This is a genomic window from Nocardiopsis sp. Huas11 (genome assembly GCF_003634495.1).
Classification (GTDB): Bacteria; Actinomycetota; Actinomycetes; order Streptosporangiales; family Streptosporangiaceae; genus Nocardiopsis.
Window position 1 is genome coordinate 3415001 of record NZ_RBKY01000001.1, and the last position, 21527, is coordinate 3436527.

Genomic DNA, 21527 nt, shown 5'->3' on the forward strand with positions numbered 1-21527 from the left:
CTACTTGACGGAGATACCGGAGGTCTTGGTGCTGGAGACGACGTTGCAGCCGTCGGCGGAGATGCCGGCCGCCTGCAGGACGTCCACGCAGATCGGAACGGTGATGTTCTGGACCTTGGCGTAGTTGTCGGCCGCGGCGGTGCCGGTGAGGGCCGCGAACGCGAGACCGGTGGCCAGGACGAAACCGGAAGCCTTGGCAATGCGGGACATGTGGTCCACCTTTCGGAAGGTACGGAACGGGGCGACTGACGCCGCCGGAAATAACTTAGCGTAGTCAGAGCGCTGCGAGGAGTACTTTCACCAGGCGATCCTGCGGTGCGTTGTCCATTCCTTGCGCCATAGCGGACATGGGGGACATGGCGGCGGCTCACGTCGCCGTCGCGTTACTGAACCGAAAGAGTGGCGAAGGCCGAAACTTCACGAACGTATCGGAATCCGACTCCCAGGGCCTGGGTACGACAAAAAGGGCCCGCACGGCGTGTGCCGTGCGGGCCCCTCTCGAAAGCGGCGGGCTACCAGCCCTGCTGCTGCCCGTATCCCGGGTACTGCTGCCCGTATCCGGGCTGCTGGCCGTACCCCGGCTGCTGCTGCCCGTATCCGGGGTACTGCTGCTGGTCGTACCCCGGGTACTGCTGCTGGTCGTAGCCGGGCTGGTGCCCGTATCCGGGCTGCGGCTGCTGGCCGTAGCCGCCGTACGGGTCCTGCTGCTGAGCGCCGGTCGGGTGCTGCGGGTAGGGCTGCTGCTGCCCGGACGGGTCCTGGGTCGGAGCGGGCTGCTGCTGGGCCTCGGCCTTGGCCGCCTCCTCCTTGCCCGAGGTGTCGGGGCGGAAGATGAACAGGCGCGCGGGCTTGGAGTCGCCGGCCTCACCCGGGGTGATGAGGTCCAGGCGCCAGCCGGCCTCCTCGATGCCCTCGAGGATGCGCGTCAGCCCGGGGCGCAGCTTGCTGGAGGTCTCGTCGTAGGCGTTGACCTCGAGCTGGATGATGAACATCCGGCGCTTCTGCTGAGCCGCGACCTTGGCGTGCTCGACGACCGTGCTGTCCCTCACGACCTGTGTGACGCTCATGAATAACCGTACCCATCTGCTCTGACTGGAGCTTGCCGTACCCGTCGGGTTGATACCCGGTCATCCGCGTCCACCGTGGCGGGACTCCGCCGGGCTCCGCCCCCATCATGCCTCCTATGCGCGCATCTGGCCACAGAAGGCCTCAATCGGCCAGGAGGCGCCTCAGGAGGCGGCGGCGCGGACCGCTTCGGCGACCGGATCGTCTCCGTTCACCAGGTTGAGAACCCGCCCGACGGTTCCTGGTTCGTCCAGAAGGGCGACGATGACGGACGCCACGTCCTCCCGTGTCACGGCGTCCCGCTCGACGTCCTCGCCCAGCTGCACTCGTCCGGTGCCGGGCTCGTCGGTCAGCCGGCCCGGCCGCAGGATCGTCCAGTCCAGCTCCAGCGAGCGTTCGCGCAGGTCGGCGTCGGCCAGGCGCTTGGCCTCCACGTAGGCGGCCCAGACCTCGTCGGTGCCCTCGGGCACGGGCCGGTCCACGTTGATCGCGGAGACCTGGACCAGGCGCCGGACCCCCGCCAGTGAGGCCGCGTCGGCGGTCAGCACCGACGCCTTGTGGTCCACGGTCTTCTTGCGGTCCGCGCCGCTGCCCGGGCCGGCGCCCGCGGCGAACACGACGGCGTCGGCGTTCATGATCTTCTCGGTCAGCTCGGTGACCGTGGCCTGCTCCAGGTCGATGAGGACCGGCTCCGCGCCGGCGTCGACGACGTCCTGGGTGTGGTCGGGATTACGGATGAGGGCGACGGGCTGATCCCCGCGGTCGGCCAGCTTCCTGGCCAGTCGCAGCGCGATCTTCCCGTGTCCCCCGGCGATGACGATACGCATGGGGGAAGGGTAGCCCCGGTAGCCCCCGCGGGCGCCCCGGGGACGGGACACGGCGCGGGGCGCCGTGCTCGCCTCGGGCCTTCGGCCCGGCCACGGCGCCCCGCCTCCGCTCGGTTCCGGACCGCCCTACTCGACGGTCCAGGTGTCGCCGCTGGCGAGCAGGGCCGCCAGCTCGCCGTCGCCCCGCTCGGCGCGCGCGTCGGCGATCTGCTCGTTCATCAGGTCGTCGTAGACGGGGCGCCGCACGTCGCGGAACACTCCGATCGGCACGTGCTCGAACGCCGGGTAGTCCAGACGGGACAGCGCGAACGCGTACCCCGGGTCCTCCCGGTGCGCGTCGTGCCGGATGAGCCGGTCCTCGCCCACCGAGTCCACGTCCACGACCGACAGGCCGCCGAACTCCCCGGACACCACGCCGCGGTCCGGCCCGAGCCGCAGCGGCTCGCCGTGCTCCATGCGCAGCAGCCGGGCGTCACGCGCCGACGGGTCCTTCAGCGGCTCGAAGGCGTCGTCGTTGAAGATCGGGCAGTTCTGGTAGATCTCCACGAACGACGCGCCCGGGTGGTCGGCCGCCGCGCGCAGCACCGACGTCAGGTGCTTGCGGTCGGAGTCCACCGTGCGCGCCACGAACCCGGCCTCCGCGCCCAGCGCCAGCGACACCGGGTTGAAGGGGTGGTCCAGCGACCCCACCGGCGAGGACTTGGTGATCTTGCCGGCCTCGGAGGTGGGCGAGTACTGACCCTTGGTGAGGCCGTAGATGCGGTTGTTGAACAGCAGGATGTTGATGTTCACGTTGCGCCGCAGCGCGTGGATGAGGTGGTTGCCGCCGATGGACAGCCCGTCCCCGTCGCCGGTCACCACCCACACCGACAGGTCCGGGCGGCTGGCCGCCAGCCCCGTCGCGATCGCCGGAGCGCGCCCGTGGATCGAGTGGATCCCGTAGGTGCTCAGGTAGTACGGGAACCGGGAGGAGCACCCGATCCCGGACACCATCACGATGTTCTCGCGCGGCACGCCCAGTTCCGGCAGGAACGACTGGAAGGCGGCCAGGATGGCGTAGTCACCGCACCCGGGGCACCAGCGCACCTCCTGGTCGGACTTGAAGTCCTTCATCTTGTACGCGGTGTCGGCCTTGGGCACGAGGCCGAGCCCGGCGAAGCCGGTGCCGTTGTCACTCGTCACGGTCGATGACCTCCTGCAGCACGTCCGCCAGTTCCTCGGCCTTGAACGGCAGGCCGCGGACCTTGTTGTAACCGATGACGTCGACCAGGTACCTGCCGCGCAGCAGCAGGGCCAGCTGGCCCAGGTTGATCTCCGGCACGACCACCCGCTCATAGCGGCGCAGTACGTCGCCGAGGTCGGCCGGGAAGGGGTTGAGGTGCCGCAGGTGGGCCTGGGCGATCCGGCCGCCGGCGCGCCGCACCCGGCGCACCCCCGCGGTGATCGACCCGTAGGTGCCGCCCCAGCCCAGGACCAGGACCCGGGCGTCGCCCGTGGGGTCGTCGACCTCCAGCGGCGGCAGGTCCCGGGCGATCGCGTCGATCTTGGCCTGGCGCGTGCGCACCATGAGGTCGTGGTTGGCGGGCGTGTAGGAGATGTCGCCGGTCTCGGCGTGCTTCTCGATCCCGCCGATCCGGTGCTCCAGCCCCGCCGTACCCGGCACCGCCCACGGCCGGGCCAGGGTCCGCTCGTCGCGGGCGTAGGGCAGGAAGGCACCGTCGGGCCCGTTGGGCTCCGACGCGAAGCCCGGCTCGATCACCGGCAGGTCGGCGACCTCCGGCAGCCGCCAGGGCTCCGACCCGTTGGCGAGGTAGCCGTCGGAGAGCACCACCACGGGCGTGCGGTAGGTGACCGCGAGCCGGGTGGCCTCCAACGCGATGTCGAAGCAGTCGGCGGGTGAGGACGGCGCCAGCACGGGCAGCGGGGACTCGCCGTTGCGCCCGTAGAGCGCCAGCAGCAGGTCGGTCTGCTCGGTCTTGGTCGGCATGCCGGTACTGGGCCCGGCGCGCTGCACGTCGATGATCACCAGCGGCAGCTCGGTCATCACCGCCAGGCCGACGGTCTCCTGTTTGAGGACCATGCCGGGACCGGACGTGGTGGTCACGCCGAGGGAGCCGCCGAACGCCGCGCCCAGGGCCGCCCCCACGCCCGCGATCTCGTCCTCGGCCTGGAACGTGCGCACGCCGAACCGCTTGTGGCGGGACAGCTCGTGCAGGATGTCCGAGGCGGGGGTGATCGGGTACGAGCCCAGGAAGAGCGGCAGCCCGGACCGCTGGGACCCCGCGATCAGCCCGTAGGCGGTGGCCAGGTTCCCGGTGATGTTGCGGTAGGTCCCCGCGGGCAGCCGGGCGGGCTTGATCTCGTAGGAGACCGCGAAGTCCTCGGTGGTCTCGCCGAAGTTCCACCCGGCCTGGAACGCGGTGAGGTTGGCGGCGAGGATGTCGGGCTTGCCGGCGAACTTCTGCTTGAGGAACGAGGTCGTTCCCTCCGTGGGCCGGTTGTACATCCACGACAGCAGGCCCAGGGCGAACATGTTCTTGGCGCGCTGGGCGTCCTTCTTGGACAGGTCCGTGCCCGCCAGCGCCTCCACGGTCATGGAGGTGAGCGGGACGGCGCTGACGTGGAAGCCCTCCAGTGACCCGTCCGTGAGTGGGTCGGCCGCGTACCCGACCTTGGCCAGGGCGCGCCGGGTGAACTCGTCGGTGTTGACGATGACCGTCGCGCCCCGCGGCAGGTCGCCGACGTTGGCCTTCAGAGCGGCGGGGTTCATCGCCACGAGCACGTCCGGGGCGTCGCCCGGCGTCATGATGTCGTGGTCGGCGAAGTGGACCTGGAAGCTGGAGACCCCGGGCAGGGTCCCGGCGGGGGCGCGGATCTCCGCGGGGAAGTTCGGCAGGGTCGACAGGTCGTTGCCGAACGACGCCGTCTCCTGCGTGAAGCGATCACCGGTCAACTGCATGCCGTCGCCGGAGTCCCCGGCGAAGCGAATGATGACGCGGTCGAGCTGCTCGATCTGTTTGGCCACTGAGATCGACGACCTCCTTGGTGAGCCGCCGGTCGTGTCGGGCGGCGGCGCTCGGGTGTCCGTCCCGGGGATCCCGTCGGGGGTCCGGTCGGAACGTCAGGACAGCGGTTGTGGCCCCTCGGACCCGTTCGGCGAGGGCGCGCCCTCTTGCGCGGTGCGCCCGCCGGACGAGCCCGTGCGCTCGCCGGGTGCGCCAACCCGGTGTCGCGCGACGCGGCTCCGCCGCGTGCGGCCGGGTCGATGAGGAGTCCTCGCCCTGGCGGGCCGGGGGCCTCGCTTCAACGACACGGCCAACCGCCCACCTGGGAGAGGGAGGGTCCCGCCAGCCTGGTGCGCGTAGTGATAAGGGCCACGTCCGCACTATAGGTCGTCCGCACCCGGGCCGCGCCGGTCGGGTGGCCATTGTCACACTCGCCCGAGGTGGCCGGGGCCGTTGGTACGGGGGCGGGCTGTGACGGACAGCAGGCCCGTTGGGGAACGCACGGACCGGATCCGCACGTTTGTCACCATGTACGCATCCGCGACGAGACCTGGAGGTGACGGCGTGCACGTCAGTGCGGCCCGCGCGGTCGGCCTGTTCGTCGGCGCAGCGGTCTTCGTCGTCGCGGTCGGCTGGGTCTGCGGCCAGAACAAGGGCGCCCAGATCGCGCTCGCCCTGGTGGGATGCGCCGGGATCCTCGTCTACCTGTTCGGGGAGTCGCTGGCCCTGCGCGCCATGCGCTCGCGGCTGATCAGCGAGATCGAGCAGCCGGAGCTGTACGGCCTCGTGCGGGAACTGGCCACGGCCGCCCGCCAGCCGATGCCGCGCCTGTACCTGTCACCGGTGCGCTCACCGAACGCCTTCGCCACGGGCGTCAGCCCGCGCCGCGCCTCCCTGTGCTGCACGACGGGGCTGCTGCGGACGCTGGACCGCGAGGAACTGCGCGGGGTGCTCGCGCACGAACTCGCGCACATCCGCTCCCACGACACCCTGATCAGCTCGGTGGCGGCGACGCTGACCGCGCTCATCACGGCGTTGAGCGCGATCACGTTCCTGCTGCCGCTGGGGGAGTCGGAGGAGACCGACATCCCCAACCTGCTGGGCGGTCTCATGATGCTGCTGCTGGCGCCGTTCGCGGCGGCGGTGGTCCACTGCGGGGTGGGGCGCCGACGGGAGTTCAGGGCCGACGAGCGCGCGGCGGAGCTCACGGGGGACCCGCTGGCGCTGGCCTCCGCGCTGCGCAAGCTGGAGGAGGGCGCGCGCGCCTACCCGCTGCCGATGCAGCGGTCACTGCTGGCCTCGGCGCACCTGATGACGACCAACCCGTTCCCCGACGGTGTGGGCTGCCTGTTCGCCGCGCACCCGCCGGTGGCCGAACGCATCCGCCGGCTGCGCGAGCTGCGGCACAAGTGGGACATGGGCCGGTAGCGGCCGGGGCAGGCCCTGGACGGGCCCGCGGACACGACGGCGGCGGCCGTCCCTCTCGGGGAGAGGGGCGGCCGCCGCCGTCGTTCAGGGGCCGGTGTGGGGCTACCGGTAGTTGACGAACTGCAGCGCCAGGTCGAAGTCCTTCTCCTTGATGAGGTTCATGACGGCCTGGAGATCGTCCTTCTTCTTGGAGCTCACTCGCAGCTCGTCGCCCTGGATCTGGGCCTTGACGCCCTTGGGGCCCTCGTCGCGGACGAGCTTGGAGATCTTCTTGGCGTCCTCGGAGGTGATGCCCTCCTTGAGGCCGACGGGCAGGCGGTACTCCTTGCCGGAGGGCTTGGGCTCGTCGGCGGCGTCCAGGACCTTCAGGGAGATCTTGCGCTTGATCAGCTTCTCCTTGAAGACGTCCAGAGCCGCGGCGGCCCGCTCCTCGGAGGAGCTCTTGATCTCGATGCCGTCCTCGCCCTGCCAGGCGATGGTGGTCCCGGTGCCCTTGAAGTCGAACCGCTGGGCCAGCTCCTTGCCCGCCTGGTTCAGGGCGTTGTCGACCTCCTGTCGATCGAGTTTGGACACGACGTCGAAACTGGATTCGGCGGCCACGTACGCTCACATCCCGCTAGGTGTCTCATGGATCACGGGCGCCGACACGGGCGCCCGAGGGGTGCTCGGCCCGTGCCGGACCCCCGGCCCGGGCTGGTCTCCGAGCTTAGCCGTGCGCTGCTCAGAGCGCCCGAAGCCCCTGGTGGGGGCGCGCCCGGTCAAACGATTTCAGGTTCGGGCGGATCATCCGCTATTCTCAGTCATGCGTCGCGACGAGCACGTCGCCGCAGCCCAGGCAGGTTGCCCGAGTGGCCAATGGGAGCGGACTGTAAATCCGTCGGCTTAGCCTTCGAAGGTTCGAATCCTTCACCTGCCACGCTGGGAAGAGACCCCGGTGATCAGCGGACACGCTGACCACCGGGGTCTTTCGTGTGTACGGGTCCGGTGAGGCGCCGGCGAAGCCCTGGTGGGCCGCCCGGCCCCCGGTGAGGCCCCACCCGGTCCCCCCGGCCCCCACCCCGGTCCCACCCGCCCTGGGCGGCCCAGGGCGGATCCAGGAAGGCGCTGGAGGCCCCGGCGGGCCCGGCTGAGAGCCCGGTCCCGGTCGTCCCGAGCGGGTGCGGGGATTCGGATGGTCGCGGAACGGATGCGTTCGGAACACGGGGAGATCACGCCGGATCGGTCGCCTGGGCGCCGATCGAGGGCGGAGCCGAGGCGTTCGGCGCGTGCGCGCGTGGCGATTCCGCCCGATTGCACACGGTAGCGTCACCCATGCATAGGGTGATCGGTGACGATCGCGGACGGTCTGACCGCTTCGCCCCCCGGTCGGTACCCCATGCGCTCTTGAGCGACTTGCGAGAGACGCGCAAAAAGGTCGCCAAAAACATATTCTCCGGTGCGGCAAAAAGAATTCTTGCGACAAATTGGACAATCCGTCTGTCGGAGTTTCGGCGTTGACAAAAAACGGGGGGCGGCACATGATTGCACCAGTCCACCGCGACACAGGTGCAAGAAGCGCCTGCGTCTTTTTCTGTCAACGCCGCGAATGCTTTCCGGGGGAAACATGATCAAGAAGATGGCCGCTGCTGGCCTGGTCGCCGGTGCCGCGATGGGCGCGCTCCTCATGGGAGCTCCCGCCCAGGCCTCGCACGGTGGTGACCAGCAGTTCAACCAGAACCTGCAGGTCGTTCCCATCCAGTCCTGCAACCTGACCGGCAGCGTCGGTCTCGTTGCGGTCACCGTGCCGATCCTGTCGCCGCAGACCACGGGCGACTGCATCAACGGCCCCGTCGGCACCAACATCAGCTAGGTTCCGGCAACAAGTTCGACCGAGACAATATCTCAATTTCTTCGAAGGGTAATTCAATGCTGCGTAAGCTCGGTGTTGCCGGCCTCATCGCTGGTGCTGCTCTCAGTGTCGCCCTCACGGGCGCCCCGGCCTCCGCCGCCGGTGGCTCGCACGGTGGCGACCAGCAGTACAACCAGAACCTGCAGGGCATTCCCGTTCAGCTGTGCAACACCAGTGCAGCCGTCGGCCTGGTCGCCGTCAACGTCCCGGTCCTGTCGCCGCAGACCACCGGCGACTGCGTCAACGGCCCCATCAGCACCAACATCGACTAGGAGATCCCAGCCATGCTGCGCAAGCTCACCACCGCCGGCGCCATCGCCGGGATCGCCCTGGGCGCGATGCTCGCCGCTGCTCCGGCCTCCGCCTCGCACGGCGGCGACCAGCAGTACAACCAGAACCTGCAGGGAGTGCCCGTCCAGCTGTGCAACACCAGCGTGGCCGTCGGTCTCATCGCGGGTGTCAACATCCCGATCCTGTCGCCGCAGACCACGGGCGACTGCGTCAACGGGCCCATCAGCACCAACATCGACTAGGAGGGCCTGCCATGTTGCGCAAGCTCACCGCCGCGGGCGCGCTCGCCGGAATCGCGCTCGGCGCGATGCTGGCGGCCGCTCCGGCCTCCGCCTCCCACGGGGGTGACCAGCAGTTCAACCAGAACCTGCAGGTCGTTCCGGTCCAGCTCTGCAACACGGAGCTGTCCGTGGGTCTGGTCGGTGTCACCGTGCCGATCCTGTCGCCGCAGACCACCGGTGACTGCATCAACGGTCCGGTGACCACCAACATGAGCGACGACGGCGGCCACGGCTACTAGTCGCGGTGCTCGTGTGACGGGGCCCTCGGCCCCACAGTGACGGAACAGAGCGGTTGTGAGGCCCCCCGGCGTGTGCCGGGGGGCCTTGCCGTGTGCCGAGGGCATGATGGGCGCGAGCGAGGAGGTTGCGATGAGGCGCGTGATACTGGCCGGAGCGCTGCTACTGGCCGTGGCCGCCTGTGGCGGCGAGGAGACTCCGGCCGAGGACGTCGAGGTCGGTACCGGGCCGACCGGCCAGGACTCCCCGGGGACCGGTCAGGACGATCCGGACCAGGGCGGCGACCAGGACGCAGGCGAAGCGGGGGAGGGGACCTTCGTCCTCAACCGGTACGGCGACGAGACGGGCTTCCCCGATCAGCGGCCCACCGACTACGTCGCCACGGAGTTCACCACCTTCCGCGACATGGAGTGGGACGAGTGGGCCGACACCGAGGCCCGGGGCGAGGGCGAGGTGTCCGGCACGTGGTGCCTGGACGAGGACTGCTCGCGTGATCCCTACGACATCGAGATCGCCCTCGGGGACCCGGTCGAGGTGGACGGCACCGCGTACTTCTCCACCTACACGGTCACCGAGTACGACGACGACATGCCCGAGCGGATGCGTGAGGCGCTGGAGAGCAGCGACGAGGGCCGACTCGACGTCCCCGTCGCGGAGTAGTGAGGGCGGCCGGACGCGGGCGGTACCGGACCACTGGTCCGAGGGGAATCATCTAAAACTTCATAAAAAGCACGAAACGCCTGCTCAGAACGGGTGGTCCCACCGGATCAGGTGGACCAGTCCGGGCCGATCCGGGTGTGGCGGCGCCGGGAGGTCTCTACTCTGCTGAGGTGTGGGACTCAACCAGCGGACGGACGATCGCGCGGACGACGGACAGGGCACGGGCGAGCGCCCCGTGCCCCGGCACGGGCGCGCGGCTCTGCTGCGCCTGGCGGGCTGGTTCGAGGAGGCCGGAGCCGACCGAGCCGACGACCTCGCCCGGGCGGCCTACGCCCTTCACCCGGCCCTCCACGTCGAGGGACGCGTGGACGAGAGCATCGCCGCCACCACCGGCTGGTGGCAGGCCGAAGCCGACCGCAGCGCCGTCGTGGAGCACCCCGGCACCCGTCCGCCCGCGCCCGTGCGCGACCACCGCGCCCAGCAGGCGCGGCTGAGGGACGCCGCCGAGTCCTCCGCCCACTGGCGCCGGGCCGGGGCGTCGCAGATCCGCGCGCTGCTCACCGAACCCACCGGGGACCGCGCGCACGTCGACCTCTCCGGGGCCGGCATGGAGGTGCTCATGGAGCTCCTCACCGCGGCCCTGGGCGCCGGGGACGCCGCCCGCAGTTCCACCTCGGCCGGAGACCTGGAGTTCTCCCTGCGCCTGCACGTGGTGTCGGCGCCGGGCGCCGAGGTCACGGTCCAGGGCGAGGGCGGGGACCTGACGCTGGAGGGCGTGCGCCTGTGCGTGACGCCCTACGAGCAGCACGTGCTGGACCTGTCCGGGTCCGCGGAGCCCGGTGACGGCGCCGCGTTCGGTTTCGGGAGGCCGCGGGGCGCCTCCGCGGCCGAGGCTCCCGCGCCCGCCGTGACGCCCGGGTCGGATGAGCCCGAGACCCCCGAGACCCCCGAGACTCCCGTTCCTTCCGCTCCGGCCGCCTCCTCCGACGCGACCGCGCCGTCCGACGCCGACGGTTCCGCGGGATCGCGTGCCGACGTCCTCGTCGGGACCCGTGACGACGACCTCCTGGGCTCTGCCTCCGGAGCGCTCTCGGACGAAGATCCCCTGGGGCCTGCCTCGGACGTGCCCGCTGATGACGACCGCCTGGGCCCCGCGTCCGACGTGCCCGGAGACGACGACCTCCTGGGCCCTGCCTCCGGAGCGCCCGCGGACGATGACCTTCTGGGCTCCGCGCCCGGGGCTCCTGCCGAGGACGACCTCCTGGGGCCTGTCTCCGAGGCTTCCGCCGAGGACGACCTTCTGGGCTCCGCGTCCGAGGCGCCCGCAGAACCGGCCGGCGGCGGCTTCGCCGAACTCGCGGGCGCGGTCGCCGAGGCCCTCGCCCTCGCCCGGGCCGAAGAGGAGTCCGAGTCCGAGCCCCGGTCCGCCCACCAGCCCGAGCTCCGAGCCGCCCGGCCCGGGGACGAGACCGCCGAGGGCCCTGACGAGGACCCCGCGAGCACCGATAGCCTCGCCGAACCGGACCGGGACCGACACCCGGATCCCAACACCGAGACGACCGGACCGATCGACCTCTCCGCCATCCGTGACGGAGAGCGGTCGGCATGGGGGTGATCGAGACGGACGCCTACAGCGAGGACGCCGCGCTCATCGGCGAGCGCCAGGCCGCCGCACGCGCACTCATGGCGCACCCCCTGCTCACGCGACGCGCGCATCCGGCGGAGTTCTCCCTCGTACGGGCGCACGCCGAATGGCTCGTCCAGCGCTTCCAACGCGTCCTGGGCTACCGGCTCACCGTCGCCGACGACCACGCCCGGCTGGTCAAGCGCGGCGCCGCCGCCCCGACCACCGCCCCCTTCACCCGGCGCCACGGAGCCCCGTTCACCCCCCGCACGCACACCTACCTCGCTCTGACCCTGGCGGTCCTGGTCGAGCTGGACGGGGAGACCACGGTCCGCGCCCTCGCCGCGGCCGTGCGCACCGCCGCCCACGAGGCCCGCGTCGACGCCGACCCCGGCCGCGGCCTCGGTGAACGCCGTGCCTTCTGCGCCGCGCTGACACTCCTCGTCCGCCTCGGTGTCCTCGACGAGCTCTCCGGCTCCGTGCGCGACCACGAGACCGACGCCGCCGCCGACCCGAGCCTGCGCGCCGACGCGCAGGCCGCCCGGGCCGTCGCCGCCCACCTGCCCCGGGCCTCGGACGACGCAGACTCCTTCCTCGCAGACGCGGCCGACCACGACCCCGACAGCGACCACCAGGGCGAGATCGCCCTGCGCCGCCGCCTGGCCGAGACGCCCGTGGTCTACCGGGAGGAGCTTCCCGACCGCCAGCGGGACCGCCTCGCCGCCCACCAGTGGCGGGCCGCCGCCGCTCTGGGCAACCTCCTGGGCTGCGACACCGAGATCCGGGCCGAGGGTGTGGCCCTGGTCATGCCCGACGGCGCCGCGGACGGCACGCGCTTCCCCTCCGACGATCCCGTCGGCCAGATCGCGCTCGCACTCGTACGCCACCTGGCCGGCCGCCTGCATCCCGGCCGGCCCGCCACCTCGGTCCCCGTCCCCGACCGCGAACTCGACGCCGCACTGGACGTATTCGGCGGCCCCGGAGCCGCGGTGCGGAGCGAGTGGGCGCGCACCGCCGGACCCGAGGTCCCCGACCCGCGGCGTCTGCGCGTGCGCGTGCTGGACCGGTTGAGCGCCTTCGGCCTGCTCCGAGGCGGCCCGGGCGCGTGGCGGCTCACCGCCGCGGCCGCCAGGTTCGGCACGGACGTGGACGAGCGCGTCCCCCGCATCCAGGACAATGACGATGACGACCGGACACTCCCCGCGAAACCGCGCGGGTCCGGCGATGAACACGGTGCGCCCGAGCCTCCTGCCGACCCCCGCGGCGACCTGAGCCGGGTGACGTCCGTGCTGCAAGCGGTGGCGAACGAGAAGGTGAGCGCGACCAGTGGTGACCCAGGAGACCAGTGAGGCCCCAGGGGAAGCTCCGGCTGTCCCCGCAGGAACCCCCACCCCCCGCTACCGGCTCGAACGCGCGGGTATCCGCAACGTCTGGCAGTACGACGACCACGTCCTGGACTTCGCCGAGGGCCGCCTGCTGCTGCGCGGCCGCAACGGCGCGGGCAAGTCCAAGGCCCTGGAGATGCTTCTTCCCTTCCTGCTGGACGGCGACGTGCGCCGCCTGGACACCACCGGCACCAATCGCACCAGCCTGCGCTGGCTCATGGCCGAGGACCAGCGCGCCCACCGGCTGCCCGACCTGGACGACACCGGCCCCGACCTGCTGGGCGGACCCGAGGAGGACCCCGCCGACCCGGCGGCCGACGAGGCCGGCACCGGCGACGGGGAGGACGCGGCGCCCCTGACCCGCCTGGGCTACCTGTGGGTGGAGTTCACCACCGACCGCGGCGAGCGCGGACTCGACGCCGCCGCGCGCACGGCCACCGGGCCCAGCACCGCCTCCGCGCTGCTGGCCGCCTCCAGCGCCGCACGCGGATCCGGGGCGGCCCGCGCCGCCGACCCGGCCGACGACGCCGACCCGGACGAGGCCGGCGCCGCCGCGGACACCCGCCCCGCCGCTCCGCCGCGGCACATGACCCTGGGCGCCGCCGTCATGGCGGTCGGCGACTCCGACCCCCGCTGCGTCTTCTTCATCACCGAACGCCGGATCGGCCACGACCTCCAGCTGGTCACCGACGGCCGCCCCATGCCCGTGGACCGGCTGCGGGCCGAGGTCGGCGCCGACAACTGCTTCACCAGCGCCGTGCCCTACCGCGCCCGCGTGATGCAGAGCCTGTTCGGCATCGACGACTCCGTCCGCTACCGCAACCTCATCCACCTGCTCTACCGGCTGCGCCGCCCCACCATCGGCGACCGCCTCGAAGCCGGCGAACTCGTCAGCGTCCTCTCCGAGGCCCTGCCCCCCATGGACGAGTCCGTCCTCGACGAGGTCGGCCGCAACATCGCCGACCTCGAACAAGCCAGGGCCGACCAGGCCGCCCTCGCCGAGGCGGGCGCCGGCGTCGAGTCGTTCCTGGGCGACTACCACGCCTACCTCGTCCACGCCCTGCGAGCCCGCGCCGCCGAGGTCCGCGAACAGCTGGACGCCTGCGCCCGGCGCACCGCCGAGACCGACCGCCTGAGCGCCGAGCTCGACGCCCTCATCACCGCCGAGAGCCAGGTCGCCGAGGAGCGCGACCAGGCCCGCCGCACCCGCGACACCGCCGGCGCCGACGAGAACACCCTCGCCGCCGCCCAGGCCGGTGCCGCCACCGCCACCGACAACGAGCGTCGCGCCTACGACGCCGCCGTCGGCGCCTACATCCGCGCCGCCGAGGCCGCCTGGGCCGCCGCCGAGCACGCCGAACGCGCGGAGAACCAGGCCGTCCAGCGGATGGCCGAGGACACCGACGCCATCGAGCGCGCCCTGGAGATCCTGCGCCAGACCCACGCCGACGCCGACCGCGCGGCCGCCGCCGCCGGCATCTCCCCGGAGTCCCTCGGCGTCGTCCCCGACCCCTCCGCCACCGTCCACGCCCCACGCGAGAGCACCACCCGGGTCGACCTCCAGGGGCTGGAGCAGGCGGTGGAGCGCGAACCCGTCGAGGGCATCGACCTCGACGCCCTGCGCGAGCGCCTGGGCCGCCTGCACGACCACCTCACCTCCGCCGCCGGACACGCGGCCGACCGCGCCGACCAGGCCGCCCGCCTCACCGCCCTCACCACGGCCGAGGCCGCCACCGACCGCCGCCTCGTCGCGCTGACCAGCGAGGCCGAGAGCGCCGACGCCGTCCTCGACCACGCCCACGGCCGGGAACAGGACGCCATCGCCGCCCTGCGCGGCGCCAGCGCCGACTACGCCGACGGCGTGCGCGCCTGGACCGCGCGCCTGCGCGACTCCAGCCACGCCCATGCCCTGGGCGAGGCCATCCACGAGCTGGAGGGCAGTGTCGAGCTGCCCATCACCGACGCCCTGCGCGTCCTGGACCCCGAGGTCCCGGCGACCGTCGCCCGGCTCGCCCACGCGGCCGTCGACCCGCTCCTGGAGGAGCTCCGGTCCCGCCGCGACGTCGCCGTCAACGAGGAGGGCCAGCTCTCGGACGAGCTCGCCGAGCTCGCCGACCGCCGCGCCAAGAACGCCGACCACGCGCCCGAGCGGCCGGCCTGGGCCACCTACCCGCGCCCCGAGGGCGACGGCGTCCCCCTCTACCTGGCCGTCGACTTCGCCGGGGGTCTCAGCACGCGCGAGCAGGCGGGGCTGGAGGCCGCCCTGGAGGCCAGCGGGCTGCTCGCCGGCTGGGTCCGCGCCGACGGCACCCTCTACGACCCCAGCACCCGCGACCTCATGGTCACCCCGGCCCGTCCCGCCAAGGGCCGCACCCTGCTCGACGTCCTCGTGCCCGTCGCCGTCCCCGAGCGCGGCGTGCAGGCCGACAACGTGAGCACCCTGCTCTCGTCCATCGCCCTGCACTCCGACACCCCCGGCACCGCCGAGGACACCGAGGCCAAGCACCGCCGCGACAGTGCCGTCACCACCGTCAGCTCCATGTCGCTCACCGGCGGCTGGCGCCTCGGCGTGGCCTCCGGAGCCCACTACAAGAGCGAACCCGAGTACATCGGCGAGGTCGCCCGCAAGCGCGCCCGCGACCGCCGCTCCGCCAACACCGACCGGCGGATGGCGATCGCCGAGGCCCTCCTCGCCGAGGCGGGGGAGCGCCGCTGGGCGGTCGAGCGCTCGTACGCGGACCTGCTGGAGGTCTCCCGGGACCTGCCCGACTCCACCCCGCTCATCCAGGCGTGGGCCGCCCTGGACGTGGCCCGCGCGGACGTCGCGGCCGCCCGCCGCGCCCACGACGTGGCCCGGACCGCGGCCGAGGAGGCCCGCGAGGAACTCCTCCGGCTCCGCGCCCGGCTCAGGGACGCCGCCTCCCGGCCCGCGGCCGCCGCACCGGCCGGCGCCCACGAGCCGCCGGGGGAGGCGCGCCCTCCGCGGCCGCCCGCGGACCACCAGCCGCTGCCCACCGCCCGCGCCGACCTCGACAGCACCCTGCGCGCCCTCGACCACCTGCGGGTCCTGGTGGCCTCCGCGCTGCGCGACCTCGACGTGCTGGCCTGGGAACTGGCCGCCCACGAACGCCACGTCGCCGCCTGGCGCCGGATCCGCGCCGACCGGGTCCTGGCCGAGGACGCCCGTGCCGCCGCGATCGACGACATGATCACGGTCCGCCGCCAGATCGAGCTCGGCGACCGCGCCCGGGGGGTCCCCGACGAGCAGATCGACGCCGCGCGCGAACAGGTCAAGGCCCGTGCCGAGGAGGCCGCCCGCCGGTTGCCCGAACTCGAACGCGGCGCCCAGCGCGCCCGCGACGAACGCGTCAGCGCCGAGGTCCGGCTCGACGTGGCCACCCAGGAGCGCGCGGAGCAGGTGCGCCGTGCCCTGGCCGCGGGCGACGTCGTCGTCGCCTCGCTCAGCGTCCCGGCCACCGGCCAGGGCGCCGTGGAGGGCTCCCCGGTCGACCAGGAGGCCCCGAGCGCGGTCGACGCCGGCGGCGAGCCGGTCGAGGAGGGCGCGGGCGCCCAGGCGGTGTCCGCGGCCGACGGCCCGGCCGTGAGCCGGACGGCGCCGGACGCGGTCCTGCTGGGCGCGGCCGGTCTGGCCGACTGCGCGGCGGCCGACGGTCCGCTCGCCGCCTACCTCGCGGCCCGCACCACCGCCGCCGGGGAGTCCCCGGCGGCCGGGCCCGACGCCAGGCTCGCGCTGCTGGAGGACCTCGTCGCGCGGCTGGAGGAGGGGCTCGAGGCCCAGGCCGACCTTCCCGAGGTCGACGACAGCGCCATCCTCGGCAGCCGCGAGGAGCTGCACCGGCTGCTGACCTCCGCCGACTGGGCGCAGACCCGCACCGAACTCACCGAGCCCCGCGGTCTCAAACGCCTCACCGTCCACGACGAGGACGGCGCCCACGACGTCACGGCCTACGCCGCCCGGGTGGCCGCCGCCATCGCCCGGGCCGACGAGACCGTCGCCATCGCCGAGGAGGAGGCCTTCGAGCGCCACCTGCTGGGCGAACTCGCCGGGCACCTGTCCCGCCAGATCGACGAGGCCCACGACCTCATCCACACGATGAACGACGTCCTGAAGGACGTCACCACCTCGGCGGGCCTGGGCGTGCGGCTGGACTGGCGCCTGGCCCCCGACGCCGGGGCCGACATCGAGGCCGTCGTCCCGCTCCTGGCCACCCCGCCCGAGGAGCGCACGCGCGTGCAGACCACCCGCCTGCGCGACGCCCTGCGCCGCTGTATCGAGGCGATCCGGCGGCTGGACCCGACCGCCACCGGCGGAGCCCAGCTGCGCGCCGCGCTGGACTACCGCTCCTGGTTCACCTTCACCGTCTACGTCACCGACGGAACGGGCGACGAGCGCCGCCTCGGCCACCGCACCGCGCTCAGCCAGGGCGAGCAGCGGGTCGTGGCCTACCTGGTCCTCTTCGCGGCCGCCGCCGCGCAGTTCGACGCCCTGGCCGCGCGCGCCCCCTGGGCGCCCCGGCTCATCCTGCTGGACGACGCCTTCGCGAAGGTCGACGAACCCACCCACGGCCGCCTGCTGGGCCTGCTGGTGGAGCTCGACCTCGACTTCGTCCTGACCTCCGAACGCGTCTGGGGCTGCTTCGCGAGCGTGCCCAGCCTGAACATCTACGAGTGCCTGCGCGATCCCAACGTGCCGGGGATCGCCACGCTGCACTTCACCTGGGACGGCAGCAGGCGGCGCCTCGTGGGCGTCTAGCGGGGGCGGGCCACCACCCTCAAAGGAGGGCCTTACGGCCCCGGATCCTCCTTTCTGTCCTAGTCTGCTTGTGCAGGTACGACGACGGAGCGGGGTGGCGCAGGTGGCTCGGGGAACCGAGGTGATCGACGGCGGCGGGCGGAGCGACCCGCCGCACTCCGACGACCCCACGACGACCAAGATCCTGGACGCCCTCGCTCACGCGGGGCTGTCCGCGAACGTGCGTTCCTGGGTCACCGCCGCGCTCTGGGGCGACGACGCCCTGGCGGCGCTGCTCGAGGGCGAGCACCTTCCCGAGCTCCAGCCGGACGTGGCCGCGAGCCCGCCGGCCGGCCGGGTGCGCCGGGCCTACCTGACCGGCATCCGCGTCCAGGGATTCCGCGGCATCGGCCGCCCCGCCGAACTGACGTTCCCGTCCGGCCCCGGCCTGACGGTCATCGTCGGCCGCAACGGCTCCGGCAAGTCCAGCTTCGCCGAAGCCGCCGAGGCGGCCCTCACCGGCCGCAACCCCCGCTGGGACGCCATGCCCACCGGGTGGCGCGACGGCTGGCGCAACCTGCACTACGACGAACGCACCGAGGCCAGCGTCGACATCCACATCGCCGGCGACGCGGGCCCCACCCGCATCAGCCGCCGCTGGACGGGCGAGAGCGTGCGTTCGGCGCGCGGAGAGGTGATCCACCCAGGCGGTGAGACCTCGGCCCTGCGCACCCTGGACTGGGGCGAGAACCTCGTCCGCTACCGCCCCTTCCTGTCCTACGACGAGCTCGGCCGCACCGTCACCGGCCGCTCGGCGGAGCTCTACGACACCCTGACGGCTCTGCTGGGGCTCACCGGACTGGCCGAGGCCGAACGGCGCCTGGCCAAGGTCTGTGACGGCCTCGCCAAGCGGCGCGACCGTCCCAGCCGGGAGTCGCGGCTTCTCGTGGAGGCCCTGAACGAGTCGAGCGACCCGCGCGCCGTCCAGGCCGCCCAGATCCTCACCGGGCCCACCCTCGACGTCGAGGCCCTGCGCCGCATCGCCGCCGACGACGGCCCGGCCGACCCGGCCCAGCACGTGGTGCTGCGCCGGCTCCGGCGCCTGTCGGTGCCCGAGCGCGTCGTCATGAGCGACGTGGTCAACGAGCTGCGCGGCGCCTCGATGGAACTGGCCATGGCCGCGGGCAGCAAGGGCGATCACGCCCACGGTGTGGTCCGGCTGCTGGAACAGGCTCTCGAACACCACAAGCGCCACCCCACGGACACCACCTGCCCCACCTGTTCGGCGCCCGGGGCGATCGGCGCAGACTGGGTGCGGCGGGCCAACGCCCAGCTGCGCGGCCTGCGGGCCCAGGCCGCGACGGCCGCGGCCGCCTACGACCGCGCCGACGCCGCCCGGGACCAGGCGCGCTTCCTGCTCTCGCCCACGCCCTCCTGGCTGCCGCCGGACAGCGAGCTCGGCCAGGTCTGGGCGCTGTGGGAGTCCGGCTCGGACATCGAGGACCTCGCGGAGCTGGCCGAGCACATCGAGTCCGTCGGCCGCAAGCTGCGCGCGGCGGCCCTCAGCGCGCGCAGGGACGCCGGCGAGCGGTTGGAGGACCCCACGGACGGCTGGTCGGAGCTGGCGGAGCGGCTCTCGAACTGGCTGGACGACGCGCAGGACGCCATCGCGGCCAGGGACACCCTCGCCGTCGCCGAGGCGGCGCTCACCTGGCTGGCGGACCAGGCCAGGGCCCTGCGGGCCGAGCGGCTCGGCCCGGTGGCCGCCCAGGCGGAACAGGTGTGGTTCCGGCTGCGCCAGGAGCGCCACATCGACCTCCAGGGCATGCGGCTGATCGGCCGCGGCGCCCGGCGGCGGGTGGAGGTGGACGTGTCCGTGGACGGCGTGGCCGACCAGACCAGCGCTCCCGGTCTGCTCAGCCAGGGCGAGTTCCAGGCGCTGGCGCTGTCGATCTGCCTGCCGCGCACGCTCGTGGACGGCAACCCGTTCGGGTTCCTGCTGCTGGACGACCCGGTCCAGGCGATGGACACCGAGACCGTGGAGGGCCTGGCCACCGTCCTGGCGGAGGTGGGGCGGCACCGGCAGCTCATCGTGTTCACGCACGACACGCGGCTCTCGGACGCCCTGCGCCGGCTGGGGCTCCCGGCGGCGATCCGGACGATCAACCGGGACGCGATGTCGAACGTGTGGGTGTCGGACGGGGACGCCTGAGAGCGGCTCGCGGGGGAGCGGTCTGGGTCACACCCGGGGCCGCTCCCCGGGCGTTTCCAGTGCGCTCTCCTGTCGCCTGGAACGCCTTCTGACGAGGGCTTTCGCGCCCTCGCGGGCCGACCGCGGGGAGCGGGTGCGGGCGGTGCCGTCGGGGGTCCGGTTTTCGATTTGGCAGACCACCCCCGAAGACCTGTATAGTCATGACCAGCGCAAGGGGGCAACACCCCCGGGGCGGACGAAAGAAAGCCCAGCAGCGCGCCCCTTTAGCTCAGTCGGCAGAGCGTCTCCATGGTAAGGAGAAGGTCTACGGTTCGATTCCGTAAAGGGGCTCCACCACTTGATGCGGTCCGGTCCACTCAGGTGGGTGGCCGGTGGAGCATCTACCGGCCGAACCGGGCGGGACACGAGGTATCGTTGTCTCGACCGTTGATCGGGGCGGAGTAGCTCAGTCGGTAGAGCAAGCGGCTCATAATCGCTGTGTCGTCGGTTCAAGTCCGGCCTCCGCTACCAACCCGTTGACCCCTGGGATGTTCTCAGGGGTCGTTGCGGGCGCTTTGCAGTGTTCTACTGCGCCTAGGTACTGTCTCCAGCGAGAAAGGCACTCCGAAGTGGCTGCCACAGACGTGAGGCCGAAGATCACCCTGGCCTGCCAGGAGTGCAATCACCGGAACTACATCACGCGCAAGAACCGTCGGAACACCCCCGACAGGCTCGCGATCAAGAAGTTCTGCCCGAACTGCCGCAAGCACAACGAGCACCGCGAGACCCGTTAGTCCCGCGTGAGCCGTTGTGCCGTCCCTCCCCGCAAGGGGAAGGGCGGGCCAAACTTCCAGCCCGGTGAGCGATACGCTCACCGGGCTGTTCGTGTGTCCGGGACCGTGCCTCCCGGCCAGGAGAACCCAGGAGAGGGAGAGCGTGGCGATCAATCCTGACTACCTCGGCCGGGAGTACCCCGCGCCGGAGGTCTACGAGGTGACCCGCGGCAAGATCCGCGAGTTCGCCGAAGCGATCAACGACCCCGACCCCGTCTACGTCGACCGGACGGCGGCCAAGGCCGCGGGCCACCCCGACGTGGTCGCGCCCCCGACCTTCCCCGTCATCCTGGGCATGGCCGGATCCGCCCAGGCGATCGCCGACCCCGAGCTCGGCGTCGACTTCTCGCGCGTGGTGCACGGCGACCAGAGCTTCCACTACACGCGTCCGCTGTACGCGGGCGACGTGCTGAGCTCCCTCACCCGCATCACCGGGATCAAGGCACTCGGCGGCAACGAGCTGCTCACCCTGGAAACGGTCGCCACGGCCGACGACGGCGAGCACGTCGTCACCACGAGCATGATGCTCGTGGTCCGCGGCGAGTAGACCGCGTCGTCCCCTTCGACTCCGAGCACCACGAACGCGAGGTAGTGACCGTGAGCAGCAGGCTGCGCCATGCCGACGTCGAGGTCGGCACCGAACTCCCCGAGCGGACCTTCCCGGTCCGCCGCCTGGACCTGGTCCGCTACGCGGGCGCCTCCGGCGACTTCAACCCCATCCACTGGAACGAGCGCTTCGCCAAGTCCGTCGGTCTGCCGGACGTGATCGCGCACGGCATGTTCACCATGGCCGAGGCCGCGCGCGTGATCACCGACTGGACCGGGGACCCCGGCTGCGTCATCGACTACTCGGTGCGCTTCTCCGCGCCGGTCGTGGTCCCCGACGACGACGAGGGCGCCGAGATCACCGTGGGCGGGAAGGTCAAGGCCAAGAACGACGACGGCACGGTCGCCGTCCTACTGACCGCACGCTCCGGCGGCGCGAAGGTCCTGGTGCAGTCCAAGGCCCTCGTCCGTCTGGCCTGAGCGGGCCCCAGCACAGCGAAGCGATGAGGTAAC

19 protein-coding genes and 3 tRNA genes are annotated in these 21527 nt (G+C 72.5%); 16 read left to right on the forward strand and 6 right to left on the reverse strand.

Translation table 11 applies throughout. From position 1 onward, the window contains the following. From DFP74_RS15560 to DFP74_RS15580, 5 genes are all read right to left on the reverse strand, one after another. Positions 1-210 (reverse strand): hypothetical protein, encoded by a 210-nt coding sequence (locus DFP74_RS15560; protein WP_121182354.1) that lies wholly within the window; start codon positions 208-210, stop codon positions 1-3. Between the two features lie 302 nt (positions 211-512). Further along, on the reverse strand, positions 513-1067 hold the full coding sequence (locus DFP74_RS15565) for a hypothetical protein (RefSeq protein ID WP_121182355.1): 555 nt from the start codon (positions 1065-1067) through the stop codon (positions 513-515). Positions 1068-1229: 162 nt separating this feature from the next. Further along, on the reverse strand, positions 1230-1892 hold the full coding sequence (locus tag DFP74_RS15570) for an SDR family oxidoreductase (protein ID WP_121188288.1): 663 nt from the start codon (positions 1890-1892) through the stop codon (positions 1230-1232). Positions 1893-2018: 126 nt separating this feature from the next. After that, entirely contained in the window at positions 2019-3005 is a 987-nt protein-coding gene (locus DFP74_RS15575; protein ID WP_233571341.1) for a 2-oxoacid:ferredoxin oxidoreductase subunit beta, read from the reverse strand. A 58-nt stretch (positions 3006-3063) separates the two neighbouring features. Then, positions 3064-4917: a 2-oxoacid:acceptor oxidoreductase subunit alpha gene (locus DFP74_RS15580; protein ID WP_121182357.1), complete on the reverse strand. Its 1854-nt coding sequence runs from the start codon at positions 4915-4917 to the stop codon at positions 3064-3066. Positions 4918-5461: 544 nt separating this feature from the next. Between DFP74_RS15580 and DFP74_RS15585 the strand changes: the two genes are divergently transcribed. After that, the gene (locus tag DFP74_RS15585; RefSeq protein WP_121182358.1) at positions 5462-6325 is read left to right on the forward strand and encodes a M48 family metalloprotease; all 864 of its coding nucleotides are present in this window, start codon (positions 5462-5464) and stop codon (positions 6323-6325) included. 102 nt (positions 6326-6427) lie between these two features. Here DFP74_RS15585 and DFP74_RS15590 read toward each other — a convergent pair whose 3' ends face one another. Then, positions 6428-6925, reverse strand: coding sequence for a YajQ family cyclic di-GMP-binding protein (locus tag DFP74_RS15590; protein WP_121182359.1), 498 nt, complete (start codon positions 6923-6925; stop codon positions 6428-6430). 234 nt (positions 6926-7159) lie between these two features. Here DFP74_RS15590 and DFP74_RS15595 point away from each other — a divergent pair. From DFP74_RS15595 to DFP74_RS15665, 15 genes are all read left to right on the forward strand, one after another. Then, a tRNA-Tyr gene (locus DFP74_RS15595) sits at positions 7160-7241 on the forward strand. Between the two features lie 687 nt (positions 7242-7928). Then, a complete protein-coding gene (locus DFP74_RS15600) occupies positions 7929-8174 on the forward strand; it encodes a hypothetical protein (RefSeq protein WP_053618555.1) in 246 nt (81 codons plus the stop codon). A 56-nt stretch (positions 8175-8230) separates the two neighbouring features. Continuing rightward, the gene (locus tag DFP74_RS15605) at positions 8231-8485 is read left to right on the forward strand and encodes a hypothetical protein (RefSeq protein WP_121182360.1); all 255 of its coding nucleotides are present in this window, start codon (positions 8231-8233) and stop codon (positions 8483-8485) included. A gap of 12 nt (positions 8486-8497) precedes the next feature. After that, the gene (locus tag DFP74_RS15610) at positions 8498-8746 is read left to right on the forward strand and encodes a hypothetical protein (protein ID WP_121182361.1); all 249 of its coding nucleotides are present in this window, start codon (positions 8498-8500) and stop codon (positions 8744-8746) included. A gap of 11 nt (positions 8747-8757) precedes the next feature. Further along, positions 8758-9024, forward strand: coding sequence for a hypothetical protein (locus tag DFP74_RS15615; RefSeq protein ID WP_121182362.1), 267 nt, complete (start codon positions 8758-8760; stop codon positions 9022-9024). Positions 9025-9154: 130 nt separating this feature from the next. Then, complete coding sequence (locus DFP74_RS15620; protein WP_199725667.1) at positions 9155-9682, forward strand: hypothetical protein; 528 nt, start codon at positions 9155-9157, stop codon at positions 9680-9682. 172 nt (positions 9683-9854) lie between these two features. Next, positions 9855-11297, forward strand: coding sequence for a DUF2397 family protein (locus DFP74_RS15625; protein WP_121182363.1), 1443 nt, complete (start codon positions 9855-9857; stop codon positions 11295-11297). Further along, positions 11288-12655: a TIGR02678 family protein gene (locus DFP74_RS15630; RefSeq protein WP_121182364.1), complete on the forward strand. Its 1368-nt coding sequence runs from the start codon at positions 11288-11290 to the stop codon at positions 12653-12655. The genes DFP74_RS15625 and DFP74_RS15630 overlap by 10 nt, the downstream gene beginning before the upstream one ends. Then, a complete protein-coding gene (locus DFP74_RS15635) occupies positions 12633-17465 on the forward strand; it encodes an SbcC/MukB-like Walker B domain-containing protein (RefSeq protein ID WP_121182365.1) in 4833 nt (1610 codons plus the stop codon). The genes DFP74_RS15630 and DFP74_RS15635 overlap by 23 nt, the downstream gene beginning before the upstream one ends. A 94-nt stretch (positions 17466-17559) precedes the next feature. Then, positions 17560-19656: an AAA family ATPase gene (locus DFP74_RS15640; protein WP_199725668.1), complete on the forward strand. Its 2097-nt coding sequence runs from the start codon at positions 17560-17562 to the stop codon at positions 19654-19656. Positions 19657-19913: 257 nt separating this feature from the next. After that, positions 19914-19989, forward strand: a tRNA-Thr gene (locus DFP74_RS15645). A gap of 101 nt (positions 19990-20090) precedes the next feature. Continuing rightward, positions 20091-20166, forward strand: a tRNA-Met gene (locus DFP74_RS15650). Between the two features lie 113 nt (positions 20167-20279). Beyond that, positions 20280-20429, forward strand: a complete 150-nt coding sequence (gene rpmG / locus DFP74_RS33530; protein WP_158613006.1) for a 50S ribosomal protein L33 — start codon at positions 20280-20282, stop codon at positions 20427-20429. A gap of 142 nt (positions 20430-20571) precedes the next feature. Then, positions 20572-21015, forward strand: a complete 444-nt coding sequence (locus DFP74_RS15660) for a MaoC family dehydratase N-terminal domain-containing protein (RefSeq protein ID WP_121182367.1) — start codon at positions 20572-20574, stop codon at positions 21013-21015. Between the two features lie 50 nt (positions 21016-21065). Further along, positions 21066-21494 carry a MaoC family dehydratase gene (locus DFP74_RS15665; protein ID WP_121188291.1) on the forward strand — a complete coding sequence of 143 codons (429 nt, stop codon included), beginning with the start codon at positions 21066-21068 and terminating at the stop codon, positions 21492-21494. The last annotated feature ends 33 nt before the right edge of the window (positions 21495-21527 follow it).

Coding starts and splice junctions, on each gene's coding strand:
- DFP74_RS15560 (WP_121182354.1), bottom strand. CDS start 210: ATGTCCCGCATTGCCAAGGCTTCCGGTTTCGTCCTGGCCACCGGTCTC.
- DFP74_RS15565 (WP_121182355.1), bottom strand. CDS start 1,067: ATGAGCGTCACACAGGTCGTGAGGGACAGCACGGTCGTCGAGCACGCC.
- DFP74_RS15570 (WP_121188288.1), bottom strand. CDS start 1,892: ATGCGTATCGTCATCGCCGGGGGACACGGGAAGATCGCGCTGCGACTG.
- DFP74_RS15575 (WP_233571341.1), bottom strand. CDS start 3,005: ATGAAGGACTTCAAGTCCGACCAGGAGGTGCGCTGGTGCCCCGGGTGC.
- DFP74_RS15600 (WP_053618555.1), top strand. CDS start 7,929: ATGATCAAGAAGATGGCCGCTGCTGGCCTGGTCGCCGGTGCCGCGATG.
- DFP74_RS15605 (WP_121182360.1), top strand. CDS start 8,231: ATGCTGCGTAAGCTCGGTGTTGCCGGCCTCATCGCTGGTGCTGCTCTC.
- DFP74_RS15610 (WP_121182361.1), top strand. CDS start 8,498: ATGCTGCGCAAGCTCACCACCGCCGGCGCCATCGCCGGGATCGCCCTG.
- DFP74_RS15615 (WP_121182362.1), top strand. CDS start 8,758: ATGTTGCGCAAGCTCACCGCCGCGGGCGCGCTCGCCGGAATCGCGCTC.
- DFP74_RS15620 (WP_199725667.1), top strand. CDS start 9,155: ATGAGGCGCGTGATACTGGCCGGAGCGCTGCTACTGGCCGTGGCCGCC.
- DFP74_RS15630 (WP_121182364.1), top strand. CDS start 11,288: ATGGGGGTGATCGAGACGGACGCCTACAGCGAGGACGCCGCGCTCATC.